This window comes from Pseudomonas sp. AC355 (genome assembly GCF_979258205.1).
Window position 1 is genome coordinate 337,973 of record NZ_OZ409843.1, and the last position, 19,388, is coordinate 357,360.

A 19,388-nucleotide genomic window follows, 5' to 3' on the forward strand; every position below is an offset into this window, starting at 1 on the left:
GCTTGTGGAGTTTTATCATGCTGATTGCTTTCAATCGTCTCCAGAATGCCCTGGACGCTACTCGTCGTCTGGATTTTATCGGTTCACTGCTGCTGCGCCTGTACCTGGCGCCGGTGTTCTGGATGGCTGGCACGCACAAGCTGGCGGATATAGAGGCGACCGCTGCCTGGTTCGGTAACCCGGACTGGGGGTTGGGCCTGCCATACCCGCAACTGCTGGCGTGGGCTGCTGCGTTGACCGAGACGGGAGGGGCGCTGCTGTTGTTATTTGGTCTGGCGGTGCGTTGGGTGAGCATCCCGCTGATCGTCACCATGCTGGTGGCGATCTTTGCTGTACACCTGCCGTTTGGTTGGCAGGCGATTGCCGATGCCAGTGCACCATTCGCCAATGATCGCGTCGCGGACTCCGTGGAGAAACTTGCACGGGCCCGTGAGTTGCTCAAGGAACACGGCAATTACCAGTGGTTAACCAGCAGTGGCAAGTTGGTGGTGCTCAACAACGGCATCGAGTTTGCCGCAACGTATCTGCTGATGCTGGTCGTGTTGTTCTTCAGTGGCGCTGGGCGATGGCTGAGTGTGGATCATTGGCTGGCGCAGTGGTTGCGTCAGCGCTGATTTCCGTGCATAGACGTAAAAGAAATAAAAAGTTCCCCTGTAACCAAATCTTTATATAACGGCAACCGCGCTGAAATATGCCCTCGCCAAGATTCCCCCAGCACGAACGAGCGCCAAGCTCGGGTGTTTTTCAGCACTTAAGTTCAATTAGGGGAATTCTCGATGATCCGTAAGCACTTCGCCGGTTTCGCAGCCAGCGCCCTGGCTCTGGCCGTTTCCGCCCAGGCTTTCGCCGGCACCGTCACCACCGACGGCGCTGACATCGTAGTTAAAACCAAAGGCGGCCTTGAGGTTGCCACCACTGACAAGCAATTCGGTTTCAAGCTCGGTGGCCGTGTACAAGCTGACTACAGCACTTTCGATGGTATCTACACCGTAAACGGTGACAACGCTGATGCTGCCTACCTGCGCCGCGCGTTTCTTGAACTCTCCGGCTATGTCTACAAAGACTGGGCCTACGTTCTGAGCTACGACTTCTCGCACAACTCGGGTAGCCAGGAAGATGGTTATTTCGATGAGGCTTCCATCGCCTACAACGGCTTCGCTCCGATCTCTATCAAAGTTGGCCGTTTCGACCCGGAGTTCGGCCTGGAAAAAGCCACCAGCTCGAAGTGGGTGACAGCTACTGAGCGTAACGCTGCTTACGAATTGGTCGACTGGGCCAACGCCCACCAGAATGGCCTCGGCGTCCAAGTTTCTGGTACTGCGGCTGACTCCCTCTACGGCTCGGTTGGTGTTAGCGCCAAGGATCAGAACGACGTCGATGGCGAGAGCACCAAGCAGTTCAACCTGCGCGGCGTTTTTGCACCGATGCACGAGGCCGGTAACGTACTGCACGTCGGTTTCAACTATGCCTACCGCGATCTATCCGACACTGCCTTCGATGGCCGCATCCGCAGCCGCATGGGTATGCGTGGTGTGAGCACCGGTGGTGGCAATGACGCCGGTACCAATGGCAACCGCCTGGTACTGGGTGGTGCCAACAACCTGGTAGCCGGCTCTTATGGCGACGATGCCGCCATGGGTCTGGAAGCTGCCTTTGCGGCAGGCCCGTTCTCGATCCAGGGCGAATACATCAAGCGTAAGCTGGAGGCCGATGACGCCGCGTTCCAGGACATCAAGGCCACGGGTTATTACGGCCAGGTTGCCTACACGCTGACCGGCGAAGCCCGTGGCTACAAGCTCGGCAAGTTCGACAGCATCAAGCCTGAGAACAAGCAGATCGGTGCCTGGGAACTGTTTTACCGCTACGACAACCTGTCGGTCGATGATGACAATGGCGCTTTCGCAAACGTTGGCGATGTCGAAGCCAAAGTTCATAACCTGGGCGTCAACTGGTACGTCAACGATGTGATCAAAGTAAGCGGCATGTACGTCAAGGCCAAGGCTGACAACGCTACCAACGCCAATGGCGATGACGACGGTGATGGCATGGTCTTCCGCGCCCAATACGCGTTCTAAGCAAAAAGTTTCAAACGTGGTGCTCCTTTGAACCCCGCCTAGTGCGGGGTTTTTTATTGACCGGGCACTTGGCTATATAGTGTGCGCTGATTGCTCGCGGATATTGCCGATGCCTGTTTACAGCCTGCACGCCCTCAACGAATTCGACGCCGCCACCTGGGACGGCCTACTCAGCAGCCCCCAGCCGTTTCTGCGCCACGCTTTTCTCAGCGCCCTCGAAGACAGCGGCAGCGTTGGCGGACGAAGCGGTTGGCAGGCGGCGCACCAGGTGCTGCTCGGTGCCGATGGCAAGCCGCTGGCGGCGCTGCCGGCCTACGTCAAATACCATTCTTCCGGCGAGTACGTGTTCGATCATGGCTGGGCCGATGCTTGCCGTCGTGCTGGTATCGCCTATTACCCCAAGCTGCTGGGTGCCATTCCGTTTTCGCCGGTAACCGGCCAGCGTCTGCTGGGTACGGCCGAGGCGGCGGGGCAGCTGCTCGACGGAGTTACCGCTTCCCTCGAGGAACAGGGGCTGTCCAGCTTGCACGTGAACTTCACCGATGCCGCTGGCGATGAGGTGCTGCAGGGGCGTGAGGGTTGGCTGCAGCGTCTGGGCTGTCAGTTTCACTGGCACAACCGCGGCTACCGGGATTTTCAGGATTTTCTCGACACCCTCAGCTCACGCAAACGCAAGCAGATGCGCAAGGAGCGCGAGCAGGTGGCGGGGCAGGGCATCCATTTCGACTGGCGCGAAGGGCAGCAGTTGAGCGAGGCGGAGTGGGACTTCGTCTATCACTGCTATGCCAATACCTACCATATACGCGGTCAGGCACCTTACCTGACCCGGGCCTTTTTCAGCCTGTTGGCCGAGCGCATGCCCGAGGCCATTCGCGTGGTGCTGGCCTGTCGCGGCGCACAGCCGGTGGCCATGGCGTTCAGCCTGCTAGGTGGCGACAGCGTGTATGGGCGTTACTGGGGTTGCCTGGCCGAGTTTGATCGGCTGCACTTCGAGACCTGTTTCTACCAAGGCATGGAGCAGGCGATCGAGCTGGGTCTGCAGCGCTTCGACGCGGGCGCACAGGGTGAGCACAAGCTGATTCGCGGCTTCGAACCGGTCATCACCCATTCCTGGCACTACCTGGTGCATGGCGGGCTACGTGATGCGGTGGCGGGGTTTCTGCAGGAGGAGCGAGAGGGCGTACTGGCCTACGCAGAGCAGGCGCGGGAGATGTTGCCGTATAGGCAGGCCTGACCTGAAGCAGTAGCGCGCTGCGGTTGCCCGCAGCGCGCCAGCGCAGCACGCGATCAATTCAGCCGTCGTAGCGGCCGCCCCACTCGAGGAAACGCATCTTGTGGGTTTCGCCCTGGCTGTCGGTGAACACCATGATCACCGGCACGACACCCCTCTTGTCGGAGACGTCGGTGCGGTACAGGATTTTCTGCACATCGACTTTCATGCCGTAGTGATAGTCCTCGGTCGGCAGGCCAGCACCGGGTTTGGGATGGATGTCGGCGGCGAACACGGCAGGAGCGAGACTGGAAAGCAGGGCGGTAACGGCAGTTGCAATTTTCATGATGAAGTCCTCGATCATTTCGATGTGAGGCAGCCTGACCGATCCAATCGGTTTCGTTGCCTCGTGGGACTTATATGACCAGTAATGCCGGCATCGCGGAAATTGATGCCTTTGCTAGTGGACATCATGAAAAATGATGATGTTAGCAAGCTAACGATTTGCTTGGCGTACTCAGGCCGGCACTGCCCCGCCAGCATCAATCGACGCCGACGAAGCCGCCTGTCTGGTGTTGCCACAGGCGGGCATACAGGCCGCCGCGCTCGATCAGTTCGGCGTGGGTACCGGTCTCGATCACCTGGCCCTTGTCGATCACTACCAGGCGATCCATGCGCGCGATGGTGGATAGCCGGTGGGCGATGGCGATTACCGTCTTGCCGTCCATGAGGCTGTCCAGACTTTCCTGAATGGCCGATTCGACTTCCGAGTCCAGAGCCGAGGTAGCTTCGTCCATCACCAGAATCGGCGCGTCCTTGAGCAGCACCCGGGCAATGGCGATGCGCTGACGCTGGCCGCCTGATAGCTTGACCCCGCGTTCACCGACCTGGGCTTCGAAGCCGACGCCGCCCTGGCTATCGTCCAGCGTGTTGATGAAGCCGTCCGCGCGGGCCTTGCGGGCAGCGGCCCAGAGTTCTTCATCGCTGGCATCGGGCCTGCCGTAGCGCAGGTTGTCGCGGATCGAGCGGTGCAGCAGGGAGGTGTCCTGAGTGACCACGCCGATGTTGGCGCGCAGGGTTTCCTGGCTGACATCGGCGATGTTCTGGCCATCGATGAGGATGCGCCCGCTTTCCAAGTCATAGAGGCGCAGCAGCAGATTGACCAGGGTCGACTTGCCGGCGCCCGACGGGCCCACCAGGCCGATCTTCTCGCCAGGGCGAATGTCGATGGTCAGGCCGCTGATCACGCCGCCTTTCTTACCGTAGTGGAAGTTCACGTCGTCGAAGCGCACACCACCTTGCTGTACCTGAAGCGGTTTTGCGTCTGCGCGGTCGAGCACCTCGCGCGGCTGGACGATGGTCTGCATGCCGTCCTGCACGGTGCCGACGTTCTCGAAGATGCCGTTGACCACCCACATGATCCATTCGGCCATGTTGTTGATGCGGATCACCAGGCCCAGCGCCAGGGCGATGGCGCCAGTGCTGATCATCGACTCGCTCCATAGCCACAGGGCCAGGGCGCCGGTGCCGACGATCAGCAGGCCGTTCATGCAGGTGATCAGAAAGTCCAGGCTGGTGATGGTGCGCGACTGCAGGCGGAATTTATCGAGCAGCTCCTGCATGGCCTCGCGAGCGTAGGTTTCTTCCTCGCGGGAGTGGGCGAACAGCTTCAGCGTGGCGACGTTGCTGTAGCCGTCGACCACCCGGCCCATGACCTTGGAGCGCGCTGCCGAAGCGGCTGCCGAGCGCTCCTTGATGCGTGGCACGAAGTACCAGAGGGCCGCGCTGTAGCCGATGATCCACAGCGACAGTGGCACCACCAGGCGCAGATCCGCGGCCGCGAACAGGTATAGCGCACTGCCGGCGTAGACCAGCACGTGCCACAGTGCATCAATTACCTGCATGGCCGAATCGCGCAGCGACGGACCGGTCTGCATGACGCGCTGGGCGATGCGCCCGGCGAAGTCGTTCTGGAAGAAGTTCAGGCTCTGCTTGAGCACGTAGCGGTGGTTCTGCCAGCGGATCAGGTTGGTCAGCCCCGGGTTGATCGCCTGGTGGGTGAGCAGGTTGTGCAGGCCGAACACGAAGGGCCTGATGATCAACGCAACCAGCGCCATCCACAGCAGTTCGTTGCGGTGTTCGGCGAAGAACGTACGTGCGTCGGTGGTCGCCTGGGCCATGTCGATCAACTGGCCGAGAAAACTGAACAACGCCACTTCGATCAACGCTGCGAAGAAGCCGATCACCAGCACGGCGATCATCAACGGCCAGACCTGTTTGAGGTAATGGGCGTAGAACCGCAGCATGCCTTCAGGCGGTGCTACGTCAGGGCTGGGTTTGAAGACATCGATCAGGTTTTCGAAGCGGCGGAACAACATGGGGCACAGTCTGCTCTGGCAAATGGGCGGGCGTTTTGCTTGTTGCTACCGACAGGGCAGGCCTGCCGGCTGGAATGCTGAGGGATATGAGCACATGGGCTCAGAGGCGAACCCGCGTGCTCTGGCACGCGGGTTACTTGCAGGAGGGTAGCAGTATCAGAGGCGCTTGGCGTCGAGAATCACTATCGGATCCACTGGCACGTTCTGCTGGCCAGAGCGGTTGGCGGTGCGCACCTGAGCGATGCGGTCGACCACTTCCATGCCACGGGTCACCTTGCCGAAAACGGCGTAACCGAAGTCCCGCGAGCCATGGTCGAGGAAGGCGTTGTCAGCATGGTTGATGAAGAACTGGCTGGTCGCCGAATCACGCGCCTGGGTACGAGCCATAGCCAGCGTGCCGCGCACGTTGTGCAGGCCGTTGTCGGCTTCGTTCTTGATCGACGCATTTGTGTTCTTCTGGCGCATGCTCTCGTCGAAACCGCCGCCCTGCACCATGAATCCTGGAATCACTCGGTGGAACTGGGTGCCTTTGTAGAAGCCGCTGTCCACGTAAGCCAGGAAGTTCTTGGTACTGATCGGCGCTTTTTGCTCATCGAGCTGAATTTCGATTTCGCCCAGGCTGGTGGTCAGCAGCACCACTGGATTTTCGGCGGCCATAAGCTGGGCGGTGAACAACAGAGAGCAGGCGGTAAGGGCGAGTTTCTTCAACATCGTGTCTAGTCCTGAGGTGAGGTGGCAGCAGTGTTTTCGACTTCATGCAGAAAGGCAAGCATGCTGGGAGTTCAAACGCTGCGTTATAAGCCTGCAGCGATGGCCTATCGAAACAGGTCATCGCACGCTGATCAGGCTGGTGGCGGCGAGGCGAAGGCCGCATTAAGCGGAGCCGCATCGAAGCGTTGAATCAGATCGGTGAGGATCTGCGTGGCCGGCCCCAGGGCTTTGTCCTTGCTGGCGTAGAGGAAGAATACCGGGCTGCGGCTGCCGCCCTTTTCCAACAGCAGGGGCTTGAGCAGGCCATCGCTCAGTTCGCGCTCGATCATATGGCGCGGCAACCAGGCGAAGCCCAGGCCGTTGCCGACGAAGGTGGCGGCTGTGGCCAGGCTGCCCACCGTCCAGCGCTGTTCGGCGCCGAGCCAGCCGACATCGCGGGGCTGGTGGCGCCCGGAATCGCGGATCACCACCTGCATCTGGGTTTCCAGATCCTGGAAATTCAACTGTCGTTGTAGGCGGTGCAGGGCGTGATCGGGATGGGCCACGGCGATGAATTCCACCGGGCTCATTTCCGAGCCAAGGAAGCCGGGAATGTTGTAGCCGCTGATCGCCAGGTCGGCGACGCCTTCCTTGAGCACTTCCTCGACACCCGACAGCACTTCCTCACGCAGGCGTACACGGCAGCCACGGCTTTGCGGCATGAATGCGGTGAGTGCGCGCACCAGCCGCGCGCTCGGGTAGGCGGCGTCGACCACCAGACGAACCTCGGCTTCCCAGCCCTGTTCCATGTGGTGCGCAAGGTCTTCGAGCTGGCTGGCCTGCTTGACCAGTTGCCGTGAACGGCGCAACAGCACGTCACCCGCTTCGGTAAGCACAGCTTTGCGCCCATCGATACGCAGCAATGGCACGCCAAGTTGTTCCTGCATACGCGCCACCGTATAGCTGACCGATGATTGCGAGCGGTGCAGCGTTTCTGCTGCCTGGGCGAAGCCTCCATGGTCGACCACGGCTTGCAAAGTGCGCCATTGATCAAGGGTTACGCGTGGGGCCTTCATTTCATCTCCTCTACCAGCCCCTGTGCACGGGCAGGGTACTGGCCCTAAACTGACGGCCCACCGTTGGAGGCTGGCCATGAAAAAACTCTGTTGTGCGCTGATCGCCTTGCTACCACTGGCAGCTCAGGCTTATCCCATCGAACTGGAGAAGCAGCTCAATGGCGCCGAGGTATCGGCCAGCTCCCAGGAAATCGACCACAACATGGCGGCGGTGCGGGTACAGAACTACGGCGAAACGGCGGCTTCCTGCAAAGCGGTGTTTCGCAACGGCCCGGAAGCGCCACGTACCCGCAGCGCCAATCTGGCAGCGGGGGAGAGCGGAAACCTGACGGTGAAATTCGCCCGCAGCATCATCCGTCTGCGTGTCCAACTGACCTGCGAACCACAGTGACCTGAAACTTCGAGCAGCCTAGGGTCTGATCCCGGACAAATCAACTTCATCGATATTTAGTGGTGGATATTTACGCTTTATTATCGAACCTCGCTTATCTACTCTCGCGCCCATCGTTTGATACCCGCCTATCGATGGAGTGACCCCATGGCTCAGTTGTTGGTGATTGAAAGCAGTGCGCGGCAGCACGGCTCGGTTTCACGACAACTGACCGAGCGCCTTCTGGCGCACTGGCGCAAGAAGCGCCCCAACGACGCTGTCTGCCGTCGTGATCTGGGCGTCGAGCCGTTGCCCCATCTCGATACCAGCCTGCTCAACGCCTGGACGCAACCTGCTGAAAAGCATGGCGCAGCCGAATGTGCGGCGTTGCAGCGCGCCAATCAGCTGATCAATGAACTATTGGTTGCCGATGTGCTGGTGCTGGCCGCGCCGATGTACAACTTCACCATTCCCAGCACACTCAAGGCCTGGTTCGACCACGTGCTGCGTGCCGGGGTGACCTTCCGTTACAGCGAAAACGGTCCGCAAGGCATGCTGCATGGCAAGCGCGCTTTCGTGCTCACAGCCCGTGGCGGCATCTATGCGGGCGGCTGTCAGGATCATCAGGAGCCTTATCTGCGCCAGGTGCTGGCCTTCATGGGTATCCACGACGTCACCTTCATCCATGCCGAGGGCCTCAACCTCGGTGCCGAGTTCATGGCCAAGGGTTTGGAAGCCGCCGAGCTGCGCCTGACTCAAGTGATATGAATCGCCACTCGCCCCCGGTGCTCCTCAGACTGTGTGAAAACTACTGCGCTCGATCATGCGGCGTTAAAAACCAGCTGGAATGCCAGCCCAGTCAAAATGCTCATTTACAACTCGTAAACTGCGCTTTTGACTCACTACGTTCGCCCTGCGGGCCAGCCTTCGGCTGTTACTCCGCTGCGCTACGTTTCGCTGGTTTTTGCCTTGCCTGACCTTCGCTCGCTACGTTTTCACACGGCCTGTCCTGGGTGTGACTTTCCAGGGATCGCTTCGGCGGTTCCTTTTTTTGCCTGGAGTTTCGTGGCGCAGATGATTGTTTGCCTTGCGCTGAACCGTTATGGTGCGCCGCCGTTCGCTAGAGCGTCGCTTGCATGTCTGTCTGCGCCGTTTTGGTGCCGCTATTGTGGCCGCCTGATAGCCTGAACAGCGTGGGTGATTTCTCTCTCTTCGAGGTGCGCAATGACGCTTTCCGGACGTGGTGTGGTGTTCTCTGTCAGCGCCTCGATCCTGTTTGCCCTGATCCCTGGCTACGTGCAGATGCTCACGCCGCTGGACGGTTTCCAGGTGTTCGCCCAGCGCGTGCTCTGGTCGATTCCGGCGGTGTTGTTGCTGGTTACCGTGCTGCGTCAGTGGCCGGTGCTGCTCGCTGTCCTGCAGCGCCTGCGCAGCGAGCCTTTGCTGTTGGCCGCCTTGCCGCTTTCGGCGGTACTGATCGGCGTGCAGTGGTTCCTGTTCGTGTGGGCGCCGCTTACTGGGCACATGCTGGATGTTTCGCTGGGTTATTTCCTCTTGCCGCTCGCCATGGTGCTGGTTGGCCGGGTGTTCTATGGCGAGCGACTGCGCCCCTTGCAGAAGATTGCCGTGGCCTGCGCCTTTGCTGGCGTCCTGCATGAGCTGTGGCGTTCCCAGGTATTTTCCTGGGTGACGCTAGTCACTGCGCTGGGCTATCCACCGTATTTCATGCTGCGTCGCTGGATGCGTCTGGATGCCCTGTCCGGGCTGATTCTGGAAATGCTGATGCTGACGCCACTGGCCATCTGGCTGATCCTGCAGTGGGCGCCGGACAACGTATTCGGCGAATTCCCTCGATTGTGGTGGCTGGTGCCGGGCATGGCATTGCTGGGCACCATCGCCCTGGCCGCGATGATGGCGTCGTCGCGGCTGCTGCCGCTGGGCCTGTTCGGCATCCTCAGCTATGTGGAGCCGGTGCTGCTGTTCATGGTTTCTCTGCTGTTTCTGGGCGAGCAGTTCGACTCCGGCCAGTTCCTCACCTACCTGCCGATCTGGCTGGCAGTGGTGTTGGTGGGCTGGGACAGTGGACGTCTACTGATCAAACAATGGCGCATGCGGCCGGCCATCTGACAGTTTTCAGCCATCCGTTCGGAGAAAGCATTCGGCCCCGGAGCGCGAACGCGGTAACCTATGCGGCTGATTTAGCATTTGCATCGAGGTTGCCCCGTGTTTGCCCAATTTGCCCTGCATGAACGCCTGCTCAAAGCCGTGGCCGAGCTTAATTTCGTCGAGCCGACTCCGGTACAGGTGGCGGCGATTCCGCCTGCGCTGCAGGGCAAGGATCTGCGCGTAACCGCCCAGACCGGTAGCGGCAAGACCGCTGCCTTCGTATTGCCGATGCTCCACCGCCTGCTCGGCGACGGTAATTCCAAGCAGCGCCTGAGCGTGCGTGCACTGATTCTGCTGCCGACCCGCGAGCTGGCCCAGCAGACCCTCAAGGAAGTCGAGCGCTTCGCCCAGTACACCTTCCTCAAGGCTGGTCTCGTCACTGGCGGTGAAGACTTCAAGGTGCAGGCCGCCATGCTGCGCAAGATCGACATCCTGATCGGTACCCCGGGTCGTCTGATCGAGCATGCCAACGCCGGCAACCTGCTGTTCGAAGACGTGGAAATGCTGGTGCTGGACGAAGCCGACCGCATGCTCGACATGGGCTTCGCCGAAGATGTGCTGCGCCTGGCTGAGCTGTGCGGCAACGCGCACCAGACCCTGCTGTTCTCCGCCACCAGTGGCGGCGCCGGCCTGCGTGAGGTGATTGGCAAGGTGTTGCGTGACCCCGAGCACCTGCAGCTCAACCGCGTCAGCGAGCTGGCCGAGGGCACTCGCCAGCAGATCATTACCGCCGACCACAACCATCACAAAGAGCAATTAGTCGAGTGGTTGCTGAGTAACGAGACCTACGACAAGGCGATCATCTTCACCAACACCCGTGCCCAGGCCGATCGTCTGTACGGCAAGCTGGTGGCCAAGGAATTCAAGACCTTCGTGCTGCACGGCGAGAAGGATCAGAAGTGACCGCAAGCTGGCCATCGACCGCCTGCGTCAGGGCGCCGTGAAAGTGCTGGTCGCCACCGACGTGGCCGCCCGCGGTCTGGACGTCGATGGACTGGATCTGGTGATCAACTTCGACATGCCGCGCTCCGGCGACGACTATGTACACCGCGTCGGCCGCACCGGCCGTGCTGGTAGCGAAGGCACTGCGATCTCGCTGATCACTCACGGCGACTGGAATCTGATGTCGAGCATCGAGCGCTACCTCAAGCAGCGTTTCGAGCGTCGCAGCATCAAGGAGCACAAGGGCGTTTACCAGGGGCCGAAGAACCTCAAGGCGTCTGGCAAGGCAGTTGGCCCGAAGAAGAAAAAGATCGATCCGAAAACTGGCAAGAAGATCGCCAAGAAGCCAGTGGCGAAAACTCCAGCCAAACGCAACACGGTGAACAAGCCGAAGAGCGATGCGCCGACCCTGGTCAGCCAGGATGGGCTGGCGCCGCTCAAGCGCAAGGCGCCTTCCGCCGACGCCTAATGCGTCAGGGCTGCTGACAGGCGCGCTGCATGCCGCGCCTGTTAGCTCAGCCTCACTCCACCTGCTCCTCTACCTCGCCGCCGATCTCCTCCAGCTCGCGCAGGCGCTGGTCATAGGCGTCGCAATCGGTGCCCAGCTTGTCGGCTTCGGTTTGCGGCTCCGCTTCCTTGAGTTCCTGGCGCAACAGGGCGGCCCGTTCGGGATCGCGCTGGGTTATTTCCTCGATCTTTGCAGCCAGCTCCTGGGCTTTGGCGGCGGCTTCGTCGGCCGTGCAGGCCTGTGCGTGACCGGTGCCGTAGAGCGCCAGGGCCAGGCCGCAGAGTGGCGCGATATGCTTGATCATGCTCAGTTCCTCACGCTTGGCGGGGTCATGTCCTGGGATTGAGTGCCTGCTTGGCGTGAAGGTTCAGGCTATCGGCCGGCGTGCTATTTCACGCTGTCCAGGCTGCGCACCGTCAGATCCAGGGCTTTCTGCATGTCCAGCCTGGCCGAACGGCCGATGTCCTTGTCATTCAGGTCGAAGCCACGCTCGGAGGGCAGAATCGGTGCCGTCAGGTCGTCGGCATCAGTAGGCTCGAAGTCGAATTCCTCACCGATGGTCATGGCGCTGCGGCGCAGCAGCATGCGCAACTGATCGGGATGCAGCTCGGGGTTGATCGACATCAGTGCCGCGACCACGCCCGCCACCAGCGGTGTGGCGTAGGAGGTGCCGCAATGCACGCTGCCCTGTTTGCCTTCTGCTGCGGTGGAGGCGCGCACGCAAGCGGCTGCAGTGATGTCGACACGAGTATCGACGTTCGACGAGCTGCGTCGGGTGACGTAGGCCGGGTCGTCCACCGCGACGTCCTTGCGCTCGCTGCGCTGATGGCCGCCCACCACGAACAGTTGCTCGGTGACGAAGGAGGAGGGCAGGCGGTAATCGTCGGCGCCGGAGAATGACGCACCGTTGCCGGCGGAGTTGATCACCACCACATCCGGGTGCTCGCGGCGCAGCCACAGGAAGAACTCCTCCAGCAGTTCCTCGTAACCGCTCATGGCAATGCCCGAGCGCACCAGCGAGTCGATCTCGTCGCCATGAATGTTCTTGGCGCCTACGCGGTGGATGCCCCAGCTCCAGTTCAGTACGCGAACGCCGTCTTCGACCAGGTTGACCGAGGCGGCGATGTTGGCGGTGATGCCGGCGTCCGAATTACGGTCGACGATCACTTCGAAGCCCGGGCCGGCGCCGTCCAGGCCACGCAGGAAGCCGGTGTTGCCGCCGTTGTCCCAGCGCGCGGCGAGAATCCCGGCAACGGTGGAACCGTGGCCGTTCGGCTTGTCGGCATCACGGCTGTACAGGCGGGTGTGAGGGGTATGGCCATCGCGTTCGGCAGCGCCAAGGTAATCCTTGAAGTCCGGGGCGTCGAAGTCGACATTGCGCTCGATCAGGCCAATGCGCACGGGCTTGGTTTCGATGGGCGAGCGCTTGGACGGGATGCGTCGCTGGTAGTAGTTCACCGCATCGATAAAGCGGTTCGCTGCCCATTCCTCTTCGTCGAGGTGAGCCTCTGCGGACTCTCCAGCTGGCGCTTCCTGTTCCTCCGCCGAGGATTCTTCGATTACCACCGCATCCACGCTCAGCTCGCTGCCCAGGCGCAGCACCATGGCATCACGCTGGATCAGATCCTTGGCTGGCAGGCGCAGCTGGAAGGTATTGAGCGGCGGAATCGCGCCGACCACTTCAGCGCCGTATTTCTTCGCCAATGCCCTGGCCGTCTCGAGGCCTTTCGCGTCTTCTTCGATGACCACGCTGACCAGGTCGACGTAGGTGTTCAGGCCATCCATGTTCTTGGCCACTTCACTCGGCTTGGCTGCCAGTACATGGCTGCCCGCCATGGACAGCCACACCGGATTGCTGACTGCGTCGCCCTGCTGCAGCCACAGCGGGCCACTGCGGTAGCTGTCGCTGTTCAGGGTGATACGCAGACCATCGCGACGGCTTACTGCACTGGCGGGCAGCGGTTTACCGTCGAGCAACACCTGCAGGTCGCCGCTTGCCATGCCGCGGGCGTCGAGGCAGAAGGTCTGGCGCTGGCTATCGAGCACGTCTTCACAGCGGTACAGATGCTTGAGCCGCAGCGGCTCGGCCGCCAGTACCGATGGCGCGATGGTCGCCAGAAGCAGGGCGCTGAGAACGGGGCGCAGCGGTAGCCGGCGGAGCATGGGTGAGTCCTTTGTGCGAAGGGGAAGATGCGCCTCAGACTGGCGGCGTTTGCCTTGGTTCAGGCTGCGTTTGGGCAGATAGGGCGAACCTTGCCCAATGCAGCAGCGTCACACGTTCACAGGTGCCAACGGGCGCCGCATCCGATAGTCCATCGGGTGCCCTAAATGGTGGGAGATGATGATATGACGACTCAGACCCAAACCCATAATTGGGATCTCATCGAGCGCATACTGCACGAAGTCCAGAACAGCGCCGGCCAGGCGTTCGTGCCGCGCCGCTGTGCCGAGGAACTGGCCGAGGCGCTGCAGCAAGCTGGTCAGGATGTACAGGATATCGACGGGCTCAAGGCCCAGGCCGATCGCTATGAAGCCACGCTGCTCGCTGGCGGCTTTATCGAACCACGCCCGGAAAGTGAAGGCGGCAATGGGGAAAACTTTGTGCTCACCCCGCGCGGCTCCCAGTTGCTGAGCATGATCGACAGCACCTTCCCCGGGGAAGAGCATCCGCGTGAGGTGCTCGACCAGCACGGGCTGGCGGCGCTCACGCCAGAGGTGTTCGATGGGCTGGGGCCCAAGGCCACGCTAGTTTGAATACCGGTGATGGGCGCAGTGGCTGGTAAGCTTTGGTATGGGCGATGAGTACTGTGCTGGACAGCGTGATTCGCCCCCGCTATACCAACTGGCTACGGAGCCGATGAGTGGCAGTTATGCGCATGAAGTGGTGGGTAGTCGGGTTGTCGCTCCTCGCGCTGGATTGCCTGGCCGAGGAGTTGAGAATCGGCTTTGGCACCCACAAGCCACCCTATGTCTTTGAGAGGCAGAACAGAGGGCTCGAGTATGACGTAGTGGTCGCTGCTGCGCGTGCCGCCGGCTTTACGGTGAAGCCTTATTACTCGCCCATGGAGCGCCTGCATCGTTCCTTCAAGCTGGGTGAGATTGAGGCGATGACCACCACAAGCTCCAAGGATGGGGCAGCGCCTTTCTATTCGCAGCCTTACATCTACTACCAGAACGTTGCCATGTCATTGGCATCTCGCGGCTATCGCATAGAGCGCATCAGTGATTTGCGGCACTACTCGGTTCGCGCTTTCCAGCGCGCCCGTTTCCTGCTCGGCGACGAGTTCCGGCAAATGGCCGAAGACAACCCCCGTTATCATGAGGAAGCCCAGCAGGTCGCCCGCAATCGACTGCTTTATAGCGGGCGTGTGGATGTAGTGATCGGTGACCGGCGCATCCTGCATTACTTCAACCGCGAGGTGTATGCCCAGGTCGATGTCGGCCAGCCGGTCATCGAATACCCGCTCTTTCCCGCCACCCCATACCATCTGGGGTTACACGACGAGGCGCTGCGTGATCGCTTCGATAAGGGCTTGGCAGCTATCCGTGCCAGCGGCGAGTACGCCGAGATCGAGCGGCGTTACGCAATTTATTGACCCCAGTGAGCGTGGCTCACTGGGTCAGTTCTGCACTTTCTTCTTCTGCCTGAGCTGCCAGCAGTTCGGCTTCGATTGGCCGCGTAGCGACGCTGAAATCGGTGATTTCGATGGAGCCTTTGCCTTCGCCCACGAGGTGGAAGGAAAATGCCTTGCGCGTATCGAGGTTGTCGAAGGCAAAGCTCAGCTCCAAGGGTTGGCCTTCCTTCAACAGCGGAATCTCCGGGATGTTGATCAGCACATCACGGTCGAATTCCTTGGTTTTCAGGCGCAGCGTAGCGCCTGATTTGGCCATCTTCAGTGCATTGATCTTCAGCGTCACCGTCGTCTGTGTGCCTTTCGGCAGCTCCAGGTACTGGGCGCCGATCAGGTTGTCGGCCCAGTCGTCGCCCGGCGTGGTGCGCAAGCGAATACGTTCGTTGCTGGCGAACTGCAGCAGCTGGTTACCCTGGCCATCGCTGAGTGAACGATCTAGCAACTCTGCACGCTGGCTCACCAGACGCGCCGGCTTGCCGCTGACGCGGCCTAGGTATTGTGCGTGATCGGCAATGAAGCCTGGGCTGGCATAGCGGCGGCAGACCTGCTGGAAATTGCATTCGGTGAGTGTGCCGTGACCATCGTGTTCGCGCAGCAGGCCGTTGGTGTAGGAGATGATCTCGCGGCCTTGGGCGTAGTCACGCAGCATCGAGCGACCGGCGATATCCGTCGGCAAGGACAGGGCGAAGTAATCGAGAACCGAGGCGGTGAGATCGACGTGCCCATAAACGCCTGTCTTGATCGACGGTAACTGAGCCTGCTCGGGAGCCAGCATCAGGTTGAAGCCCCAGGCCGATGCCAGGCGCACGTTTTCGATGCCGTGGGATTCATCTGAAGTGACTATCACCAGGGTGTCGTCGAGTACGCCGCGCTTTTCCAGAGCCTCGAGGAACTCGCCAACAGCATCGTCGAGGTAAGCGATAGCCGCCTGTTTCGCGTTGGGGTGGCGGTCGAGGTAGTCGGCCGGCGCGGAGTAGGGTTGGTGGGTACCGACGGTCAGCAGGGTCAGCATCCATGGCGCTTTCTGCTTGCGTAGGCCATCGACGTAGGTCAGCGCGCCTTCGAAGTAGGATTTGTCGTCCATGCCCCAGGCGAAATCGAGGTAGGGCGTGTTGCGGAACCAGTCGCGGCCCAAGGTCTTTTCGAACCCCATGCGCGGCATGATCTGATCCTTGGCCATGAAACGCAGCCCGGCGCCCTGTAAGAAGTGCGTGCTGAAGCCCTGTTCGCGCAGTTGCGCAGGCAGGCACTGGGCGCTACGCTCGGCATTGGCCAACAGCTCGATGCCTTTCGGCGTGCCCGAGGCGAGCTTGTCGTAGTCGCCACAGAGCATTGCGTAGAGCCCACGGATGGTCTGGTGGCCGTGCAGTACGTAATCGCTGGTCAGCATGCCACGCTCGGCCCATTGGCTCAGGCGTGGCATCGGATCAGCCTGGTAGCTGCTGCCGATGGCCTGGCGGCTGGCGGCGATATAGGCGCCAGGAATGCCTTCCAGGGTGATGATCAGGACATTGCGCGCGCGGCCGGGCTCGCTCAATAGTGGGCTACCGTCCATGTCCAGCCGGGTCAGCCCGGTTACGTCCGGGGGGCTGCTTGGCTGGCCCCGGGCGATCCAGTCTTCGACGCTGAGTTGAGTGGTGCTTATGCCTTCTGCCAGCCATTTATGCGGCAGATTGAACTGCAACCACTGATCCGCTTCGCTGGGGTTGTGGTACTGGTAGATGCCGTGTGCGCTGAACAGACCAAGCGGCAGCAGCAGCCAGACCGCCGATGGTTGGCTGGTGCGTTGTTTGCGGCTCATGGCAAATAGGGCAAAGAACGCGAGTGCGGTCGAGATCAGTCCTGCAGCCAGCCACGGATGAGTGAGGCCGCCGCCCTGGGTAGAGTGGCTGAGGAACTGTGCATCGGTCAGATAATGCAGGTCTGCCGGCTCCGGCATGCGTCCGACGGCGCTGACCAACTCGGCGGTACCGAGGTTCAGCGTTACCCAGCCGAGAATCAGCGGAATGCCGAGCAGCAGGCCGCGGCGTTGTACCAGCCACAGCAACAGGCTACCGATGGCCAAGTCCGAGAGATAACCGAAGGGATGCGACCAGCCCAATGTGTAGCGGCTGATCAGCGGAAGCAGAATGAACAAGACAATCAGCGCCGCCAGAGCACTGGCGGGGCGCTGCAGCCAAGGGCTGAAAAAACGCACGTATATTCCTTAAGCAGTTGCCTGTGAACGACTAGCCCACTCAAGTGCTGTCAGATCGTGTTAACGGTGTGGCAAATAGACAGGACGCTGAGCCGGAAAGCCGACTGTATTGAAAGCGGGCTGTCATCATTTTGAAACATGCGAGTGCTCATCACCAGCAGTAAGCGGCGAAGACGAGAAATATGTGGTGCAAATCATTGCCCGGACGGGCGAGGGGGAGGTTGCCGACCTGGCGCCCGGCATTGCAGGCGCTGCAGGTCGATACAGACGGGTATTACTTCTTGGCGATAGTAATGTGACGGCTGGCTGGACCGTTGGTCTGGCCGCTCACACCTTTGGCGATCTCTTGGATCTTGCCGCCGGATTTGATAAACGCCGCTATCTGGGCGTCGATCGATTCGCTGGTTTCGACAGCGGGGGCTGGTTTAGCTTTGCTCTGGGATGCTTTGACGCGCATGACGGCCATTTAACCTACTCGAGAAATCAAGATGGCCGCGCATTGTACCACCGCTGGGCGCATCGCTGTTCATTCAATGACCAATGGGCAGAAAATACGCGGAACCTGATGTGCGCAGCCGAGAATCGTGCAGGCGACTCGGGTAAACTGCCCGGCTGAAAATGAGGGTAGGCACCATGGCTGTTATCGGACGTATGAATTCCTTGCAGGTCGTCAAGCACACCGACTTCGGTCTGTACCTGGATGGCGGGGCGGATGGCGAGATCCTGCTGCCCAAGCGTTACATCCCCAAGGAGACGCCGAGCGAGGTGGAAGACTGGCTCAACGTGTTCCTCTATCTGGACAGTGAAGACAAGTTGATCGCCACCACCGAGAAACCCAAGGTACAAGTCGGCGAGTTCGCCAGCCTGAAAGTGGTCGACATCAATCGCGTCGGCCTGTTTCTCGACTGGGGGCTGCCCAAGGATCTGCTGCTGCCGCATTCCGAAGAGAAGCGGCCCTTGCAGATCGGTGATTACTGCGTGGTGCACGTGTTCGTCGACAAGCGCAGCCGCCGCATCACAGCGACCGCGCGGCTGGATCGTTACCTGGACAAGGTGCCAGCGACCTACAAGGCCGGCGAAGAAGTCGATCTGCTGGTAGTCGAGCCTACCGATATGGGCTTCAAAGCCATCATCAACGGCAAGCACTGGGGGCTGATCCACAAGAACGAAGTGATCGGCTTCATGCGCGGCGGCATCCGCCAGCCGGGTTTCATCAAGGACATGCGCAGCGACGGCAAGATCAGCCTCAGCCTACAGCCCATCGGCCAACAAGCGGCGGAGGGGCTCAGCGAACAGATTCTCAACCGCCTGCGCGACAGTGGCGGCACGCTGGAGATCAGCGACAAAAGCTCGCCCGAACGCATTAGCGAGCTGTTCCGGGTCAGCAAGGGTAACTTCAAGAAAGCCATTGGCGGTCTGTACAAACAGGGTCTGATCCATATCCATGAAGACCGCATCGAACTGGCCAAATAAGAGGTGTGCCTTTTAAACGGCTAGAAAGCGTTGAGTGTTGCGCTTCGCCTGTCGAATAATACATTTCCCGCCGGTGTAGCTCAGTCGGTAGAGCAGCGCACTCGTAACGCGAAGGTCGTAGGTTCGATTCCTATCTCCGGCACCAGACAATGCACTCCATTGAAACCCGCATGCAGCGGGTTTTCTGTTTCTGGAGTGTCCCGATTGTGGCGAGCGACCCTGATGCATGGAGGCAGCTCATGTTTCATCGCAACAAACTGGTGCCGGAACTGATGGTCACCGACCTGCAGAGCAGCCTTGCGTTCTGGGTATCCTGCCTGGGTTTCAAGGTGGCGTATCAGCGCCCGGAAGATGGGTTCGCTTACCTGGATCTGGATGGCGCTCAGGTCATGCTCGAACAGGTTGATGCCTCGGCAAGCCAATGGCTCGCCGCGCCATTGGCCCGGCCATTTGGAAGAGGTATCAATCTGCAGGTGGACGTTCCTGCGGTTGGGCTCATCATCCAGCGCCTTGACCTGGCGGGTTTCAGCCTGTTTCGAGACTGTACGGATACCTGGTACAGGGTTGATTCCGTGGAGGTGGGCCAGCGCGAGTTCATTGTCCAGGATCCCGATGGCTACCTCGTCAGGCTGGTGGAACGCTTGGGTGAGCGGCCATACCATTCAAGTTGA

General features: G+C 60.6%; 18 protein-coding genes, 1 tRNA gene and 1 pseudogene. 12 read left to right on the forward strand and 8 right to left on the reverse strand.

The annotated features are described in order from the left end of the window. Nucleotides 1-17: 17 nt before the first annotated feature. The 3 genes from ACZ0AI_RS01705 (at nucleotide 18) to ACZ0AI_RS01715 (ending at nucleotide 3,309) form a co-directional block, all read left to right on the forward strand. Entirely contained in the window at nucleotides 18-614 is a 597-nt protein-coding gene (locus ACZ0AI_RS01705; protein ID WP_463564278.1) for an HvfX family Cu-binding RiPP maturation protein, read from the forward strand. A 162-nt stretch (nucleotides 615-776) separates the two neighbouring features. Beyond that, nucleotides 777-2,075 (forward strand): OprO/OprP family phosphate-selective porin, encoded by a 1,299-nt coding sequence (locus ACZ0AI_RS01710; protein ID WP_225831028.1) that lies wholly within the window; start codon nucleotides 777-779, stop codon nucleotides 2,073-2,075. 109 nt (nucleotides 2,076-2,184) lie between these two features. Then, nucleotides 2,185-3,309, forward strand: coding sequence for a GNAT family N-acetyltransferase (locus tag ACZ0AI_RS01715; RefSeq protein ID WP_463564279.1), 1,125 nt, complete (start codon nucleotides 2,185-2,187; stop codon nucleotides 3,307-3,309). Between the two features lie 58 nt (nucleotides 3,310-3,367). On the opposite strand, the gene ACZ0AI_RS01720 is transcribed toward ACZ0AI_RS01715, so the two are convergent. The 4 genes from ACZ0AI_RS01720 to ACZ0AI_RS01735 all read right to left on the reverse strand — a co-directional run bounded on the left by ACZ0AI_RS01720 (nucleotide 3,368) and on the right by ACZ0AI_RS01735 (nucleotide 7,429). Beyond that, nucleotides 3,368-3,631 carry a DUF2790 domain-containing protein gene (locus ACZ0AI_RS01720; protein ID WP_463564280.1) on the reverse strand — a complete coding sequence of 88 codons (264 nt, stop codon included), beginning with the start codon at nucleotides 3,629-3,631 and terminating at the stop codon, nucleotides 3,368-3,370. A 196-nt stretch (nucleotides 3,632-3,827) separates the two neighbouring features. After that, on the reverse strand, nucleotides 3,828-5,663 hold the full coding sequence (locus ACZ0AI_RS01725; protein WP_463564281.1) for an ABC transporter ATP-binding protein: 1,836 nt from the start codon (nucleotides 5,661-5,663) through the stop codon (nucleotides 3,828-3,830). A gap of 156 nt (nucleotides 5,664-5,819) precedes the next feature. Continuing rightward, the gene (locus ACZ0AI_RS01730) at nucleotides 5,820-6,374 is read right to left on the reverse strand and encodes a peptidylprolyl isomerase (protein ID WP_463564282.1); all 555 of its coding nucleotides are present in this window, start codon (nucleotides 6,372-6,374) and stop codon (nucleotides 5,820-5,822) included. A gap of 131 nt (nucleotides 6,375-6,505) precedes the next feature. Then, complete coding sequence (locus tag ACZ0AI_RS01735; RefSeq protein WP_463564283.1) at nucleotides 6,506-7,429, reverse strand: LysR family transcriptional regulator; 924 nt, start codon at nucleotides 7,427-7,429, stop codon at nucleotides 6,506-6,508. A gap of 76 nt (nucleotides 7,430-7,505) precedes the next feature. Between ACZ0AI_RS01735 and ACZ0AI_RS01740 the strand changes: the two genes are divergently transcribed. The 4 genes and pseudogenes from ACZ0AI_RS01740 (at nucleotide 7,506) to ACZ0AI_RS01755 (ending at nucleotide 11,376) form a co-directional block, all read left to right on the forward strand. After that, nucleotides 7,506-7,820 carry a 3-phosphoglycerate kinase gene (locus ACZ0AI_RS01740; RefSeq protein ID WP_463564284.1) on the forward strand — a complete coding sequence of 105 codons (315 nt, stop codon included), beginning with the start codon at nucleotides 7,506-7,508 and terminating at the stop codon, nucleotides 7,818-7,820. Nucleotides 7,821-7,967: 147 nt separating this feature from the next. Then, the gene (locus tag ACZ0AI_RS01745) at nucleotides 7,968-8,567 is read left to right on the forward strand and encodes an FMN-dependent NADH-azoreductase (RefSeq protein WP_463564285.1); all 600 of its coding nucleotides are present in this window, start codon (nucleotides 7,968-7,970) and stop codon (nucleotides 8,565-8,567) included. A gap of 456 nt (nucleotides 8,568-9,023) precedes the next feature. Continuing rightward, entirely contained in the window at nucleotides 9,024-9,926 is a 903-nt protein-coding gene (rarD, locus tag ACZ0AI_RS01750) for an EamA family transporter RarD (protein WP_463564286.1), read from the forward strand. 96 nt (nucleotides 9,927-10,022) lie between these two features. Beyond that, nucleotides 10,023-11,376: pseudogene (locus tag ACZ0AI_RS01755) on the forward strand (DEAD/DEAH box helicase). Nucleotides 11,377-11,428: 52 nt separating this feature from the next. Here the strand turns inward: ACZ0AI_RS01755 and ACZ0AI_RS01760 are convergent. Both ACZ0AI_RS01760 and ACZ0AI_RS01765 read right to left on the reverse strand, forming a co-directional pair. Next, nucleotides 11,429-11,719, reverse strand: a complete 291-nt coding sequence (locus tag ACZ0AI_RS01760) for a hypothetical protein (protein WP_463564287.1) — start codon at nucleotides 11,717-11,719, stop codon at nucleotides 11,429-11,431. 83 nt (nucleotides 11,720-11,802) lie between these two features. Beyond that, nucleotides 11,803-13,578 (reverse strand): S8/S53 family peptidase, encoded by a 1,776-nt coding sequence (locus ACZ0AI_RS01765; RefSeq protein WP_463564288.1) that lies wholly within the window; start codon nucleotides 13,576-13,578, stop codon nucleotides 11,803-11,805. 183 nt (nucleotides 13,579-13,761) lie between these two features. On the opposite strand from ACZ0AI_RS01765, the gene ACZ0AI_RS01770 reads away from it, so the two are divergent. Both ACZ0AI_RS01770 and ACZ0AI_RS01775 read left to right on the forward strand, forming a co-directional pair. After that, nucleotides 13,762-14,169: a PTS sugar transporter subunit IIB gene (locus ACZ0AI_RS01770; protein WP_463564289.1), complete on the forward strand. Its 408-nt coding sequence runs from the start codon at nucleotides 13,762-13,764 to the stop codon at nucleotides 14,167-14,169. 116 nt (nucleotides 14,170-14,285) lie between these two features. Further along, on the forward strand, nucleotides 14,286-15,011 hold the full coding sequence (locus tag ACZ0AI_RS01775) for a substrate-binding periplasmic protein (protein WP_463566035.1): 726 nt from the start codon (nucleotides 14,286-14,288) through the stop codon (nucleotides 15,009-15,011). Nucleotides 15,012-15,027: 16 nt separating this feature from the next. Here the strand turns inward: ACZ0AI_RS01775 and ACZ0AI_RS01780 are convergent, their stop codons facing one another. Then, nucleotides 15,028-17,244 carry an LTA synthase family protein gene (locus ACZ0AI_RS01780; protein WP_463564290.1) on the reverse strand — a complete coding sequence of 739 codons (2,217 nt, stop codon included), beginning with the start codon at nucleotides 17,242-17,244 and terminating at the stop codon, nucleotides 15,028-15,030. Between the two features lie 274 nt (nucleotides 17,245-17,518). Further along, the gene (locus ACZ0AI_RS01785) at nucleotides 17,519-17,710 is read right to left on the reverse strand and encodes a hypothetical protein (RefSeq protein WP_225831056.1); all 192 of its coding nucleotides are present in this window, start codon (nucleotides 17,708-17,710) and stop codon (nucleotides 17,519-17,521) included. Nucleotides 17,711-17,877: 167 nt separating this feature from the next. Between ACZ0AI_RS01785 and ACZ0AI_RS01790 the strand changes: the two genes are divergently transcribed. From ACZ0AI_RS01790 to ACZ0AI_RS01800, 3 genes are all read left to right on the forward strand, one after another. Beyond that, a complete protein-coding gene (locus tag ACZ0AI_RS01790) occupies nucleotides 17,878-18,717 on the forward strand; it encodes a CvfB family protein (RefSeq protein ID WP_463564292.1) in 840 nt (279 codons plus the stop codon). A gap of 69 nt (nucleotides 18,718-18,786) precedes the next feature. Next, a tRNA-Thr gene (locus tag ACZ0AI_RS01795) sits at nucleotides 18,787-18,862 on the forward strand. Between the two features lie 94 nt (nucleotides 18,863-18,956). After that, a complete protein-coding gene (locus ACZ0AI_RS01800) occupies nucleotides 18,957-19,388 on the forward strand; it encodes a bleomycin resistance protein (protein ID WP_463564293.1) in 432 nt (143 codons plus the stop codon).

Coding starts and splice junctions, on each gene's coding strand:
- ACZ0AI_RS01705 (WP_463564278.1), top strand. CDS start 18: ATGCTGATTGCTTTCAATCGTCTCCAGAATGCCCTGGACGCTACTCGT.
- ACZ0AI_RS01710 (WP_225831028.1), top strand. CDS start 777: ATGATCCGTAAGCACTTCGCCGGTTTCGCAGCCAGCGCCCTGGCTCTG.
- ACZ0AI_RS01715 (WP_463564279.1), top strand. CDS start 2,185: ATGCCTGTTTACAGCCTGCACGCCCTCAACGAATTCGACGCCGCCACC.
- ACZ0AI_RS01720 (WP_463564280.1), bottom strand. CDS start 3,631: ATGAAAATTGCAACTGCCGTTACCGCCCTGCTTTCCAGTCTCGCTCCT.
- ACZ0AI_RS01725 (WP_463564281.1), bottom strand. CDS start 5,663: ATGTTGTTCCGCCGCTTCGAAAACCTGATCGATGTCTTCAAACCCAGC.
- ACZ0AI_RS01730 (WP_463564282.1), bottom strand. CDS start 6,374: ATGTTGAAGAAACTCGCCCTTACCGCCTGCTCTCTGTTGTTCACCGCC.
- ACZ0AI_RS01735 (WP_463564283.1), bottom strand. CDS start 7,429: ATGAAGGCCCCACGCGTAACCCTTGATCAATGGCGCACTTTGCAAGCC.
- ACZ0AI_RS01740 (WP_463564284.1), top strand. CDS start 7,506: ATGAAAAAACTCTGTTGTGCGCTGATCGCCTTGCTACCACTGGCAGCT.
- ACZ0AI_RS01745 (WP_463564285.1), top strand. CDS start 7,968: ATGGCTCAGTTGTTGGTGATTGAAAGCAGTGCGCGGCAGCACGGCTCG.
- rarD (WP_463564286.1), top strand. CDS start 9,024: ATGACGCTTTCCGGACGTGGTGTGGTGTTCTCTGTCAGCGCCTCGATC.
- ACZ0AI_RS01760 (WP_463564287.1), bottom strand. CDS start 11,719: ATGATCAAGCATATCGCGCCACTCTGCGGCCTGGCCCTGGCGCTCTAC.
- ACZ0AI_RS01765 (WP_463564288.1), bottom strand. CDS start 13,578: ATGCTCCGCCGGCTACCGCTGCGCCCCGTTCTCAGCGCCCTGCTTCTG.
- ACZ0AI_RS01770 (WP_463564289.1), top strand. CDS start 13,762: ATGACGACTCAGACCCAAACCCATAATTGGGATCTCATCGAGCGCATA.
- ACZ0AI_RS01775 (WP_463566035.1), top strand. CDS start 14,286: ATGCGCATGAAGTGGTGGGTAGTCGGGTTGTCGCTCCTCGCGCTGGAT.
- ACZ0AI_RS01785 (WP_225831056.1), bottom strand. CDS start 17,710: ATGGCCGTCATGCGCGTCAAAGCATCCCAGAGCAAAGCTAAACCAGCC.
- ACZ0AI_RS01790 (WP_463564292.1), top strand. CDS start 17,878: ATGGCTGTTATCGGACGTATGAATTCCTTGCAGGTCGTCAAGCACACC.
- ACZ0AI_RS01800 (WP_463564293.1), top strand. CDS start 18,957: ATGTTTCATCGCAACAAACTGGTGCCGGAACTGATGGTCACCGACCTG.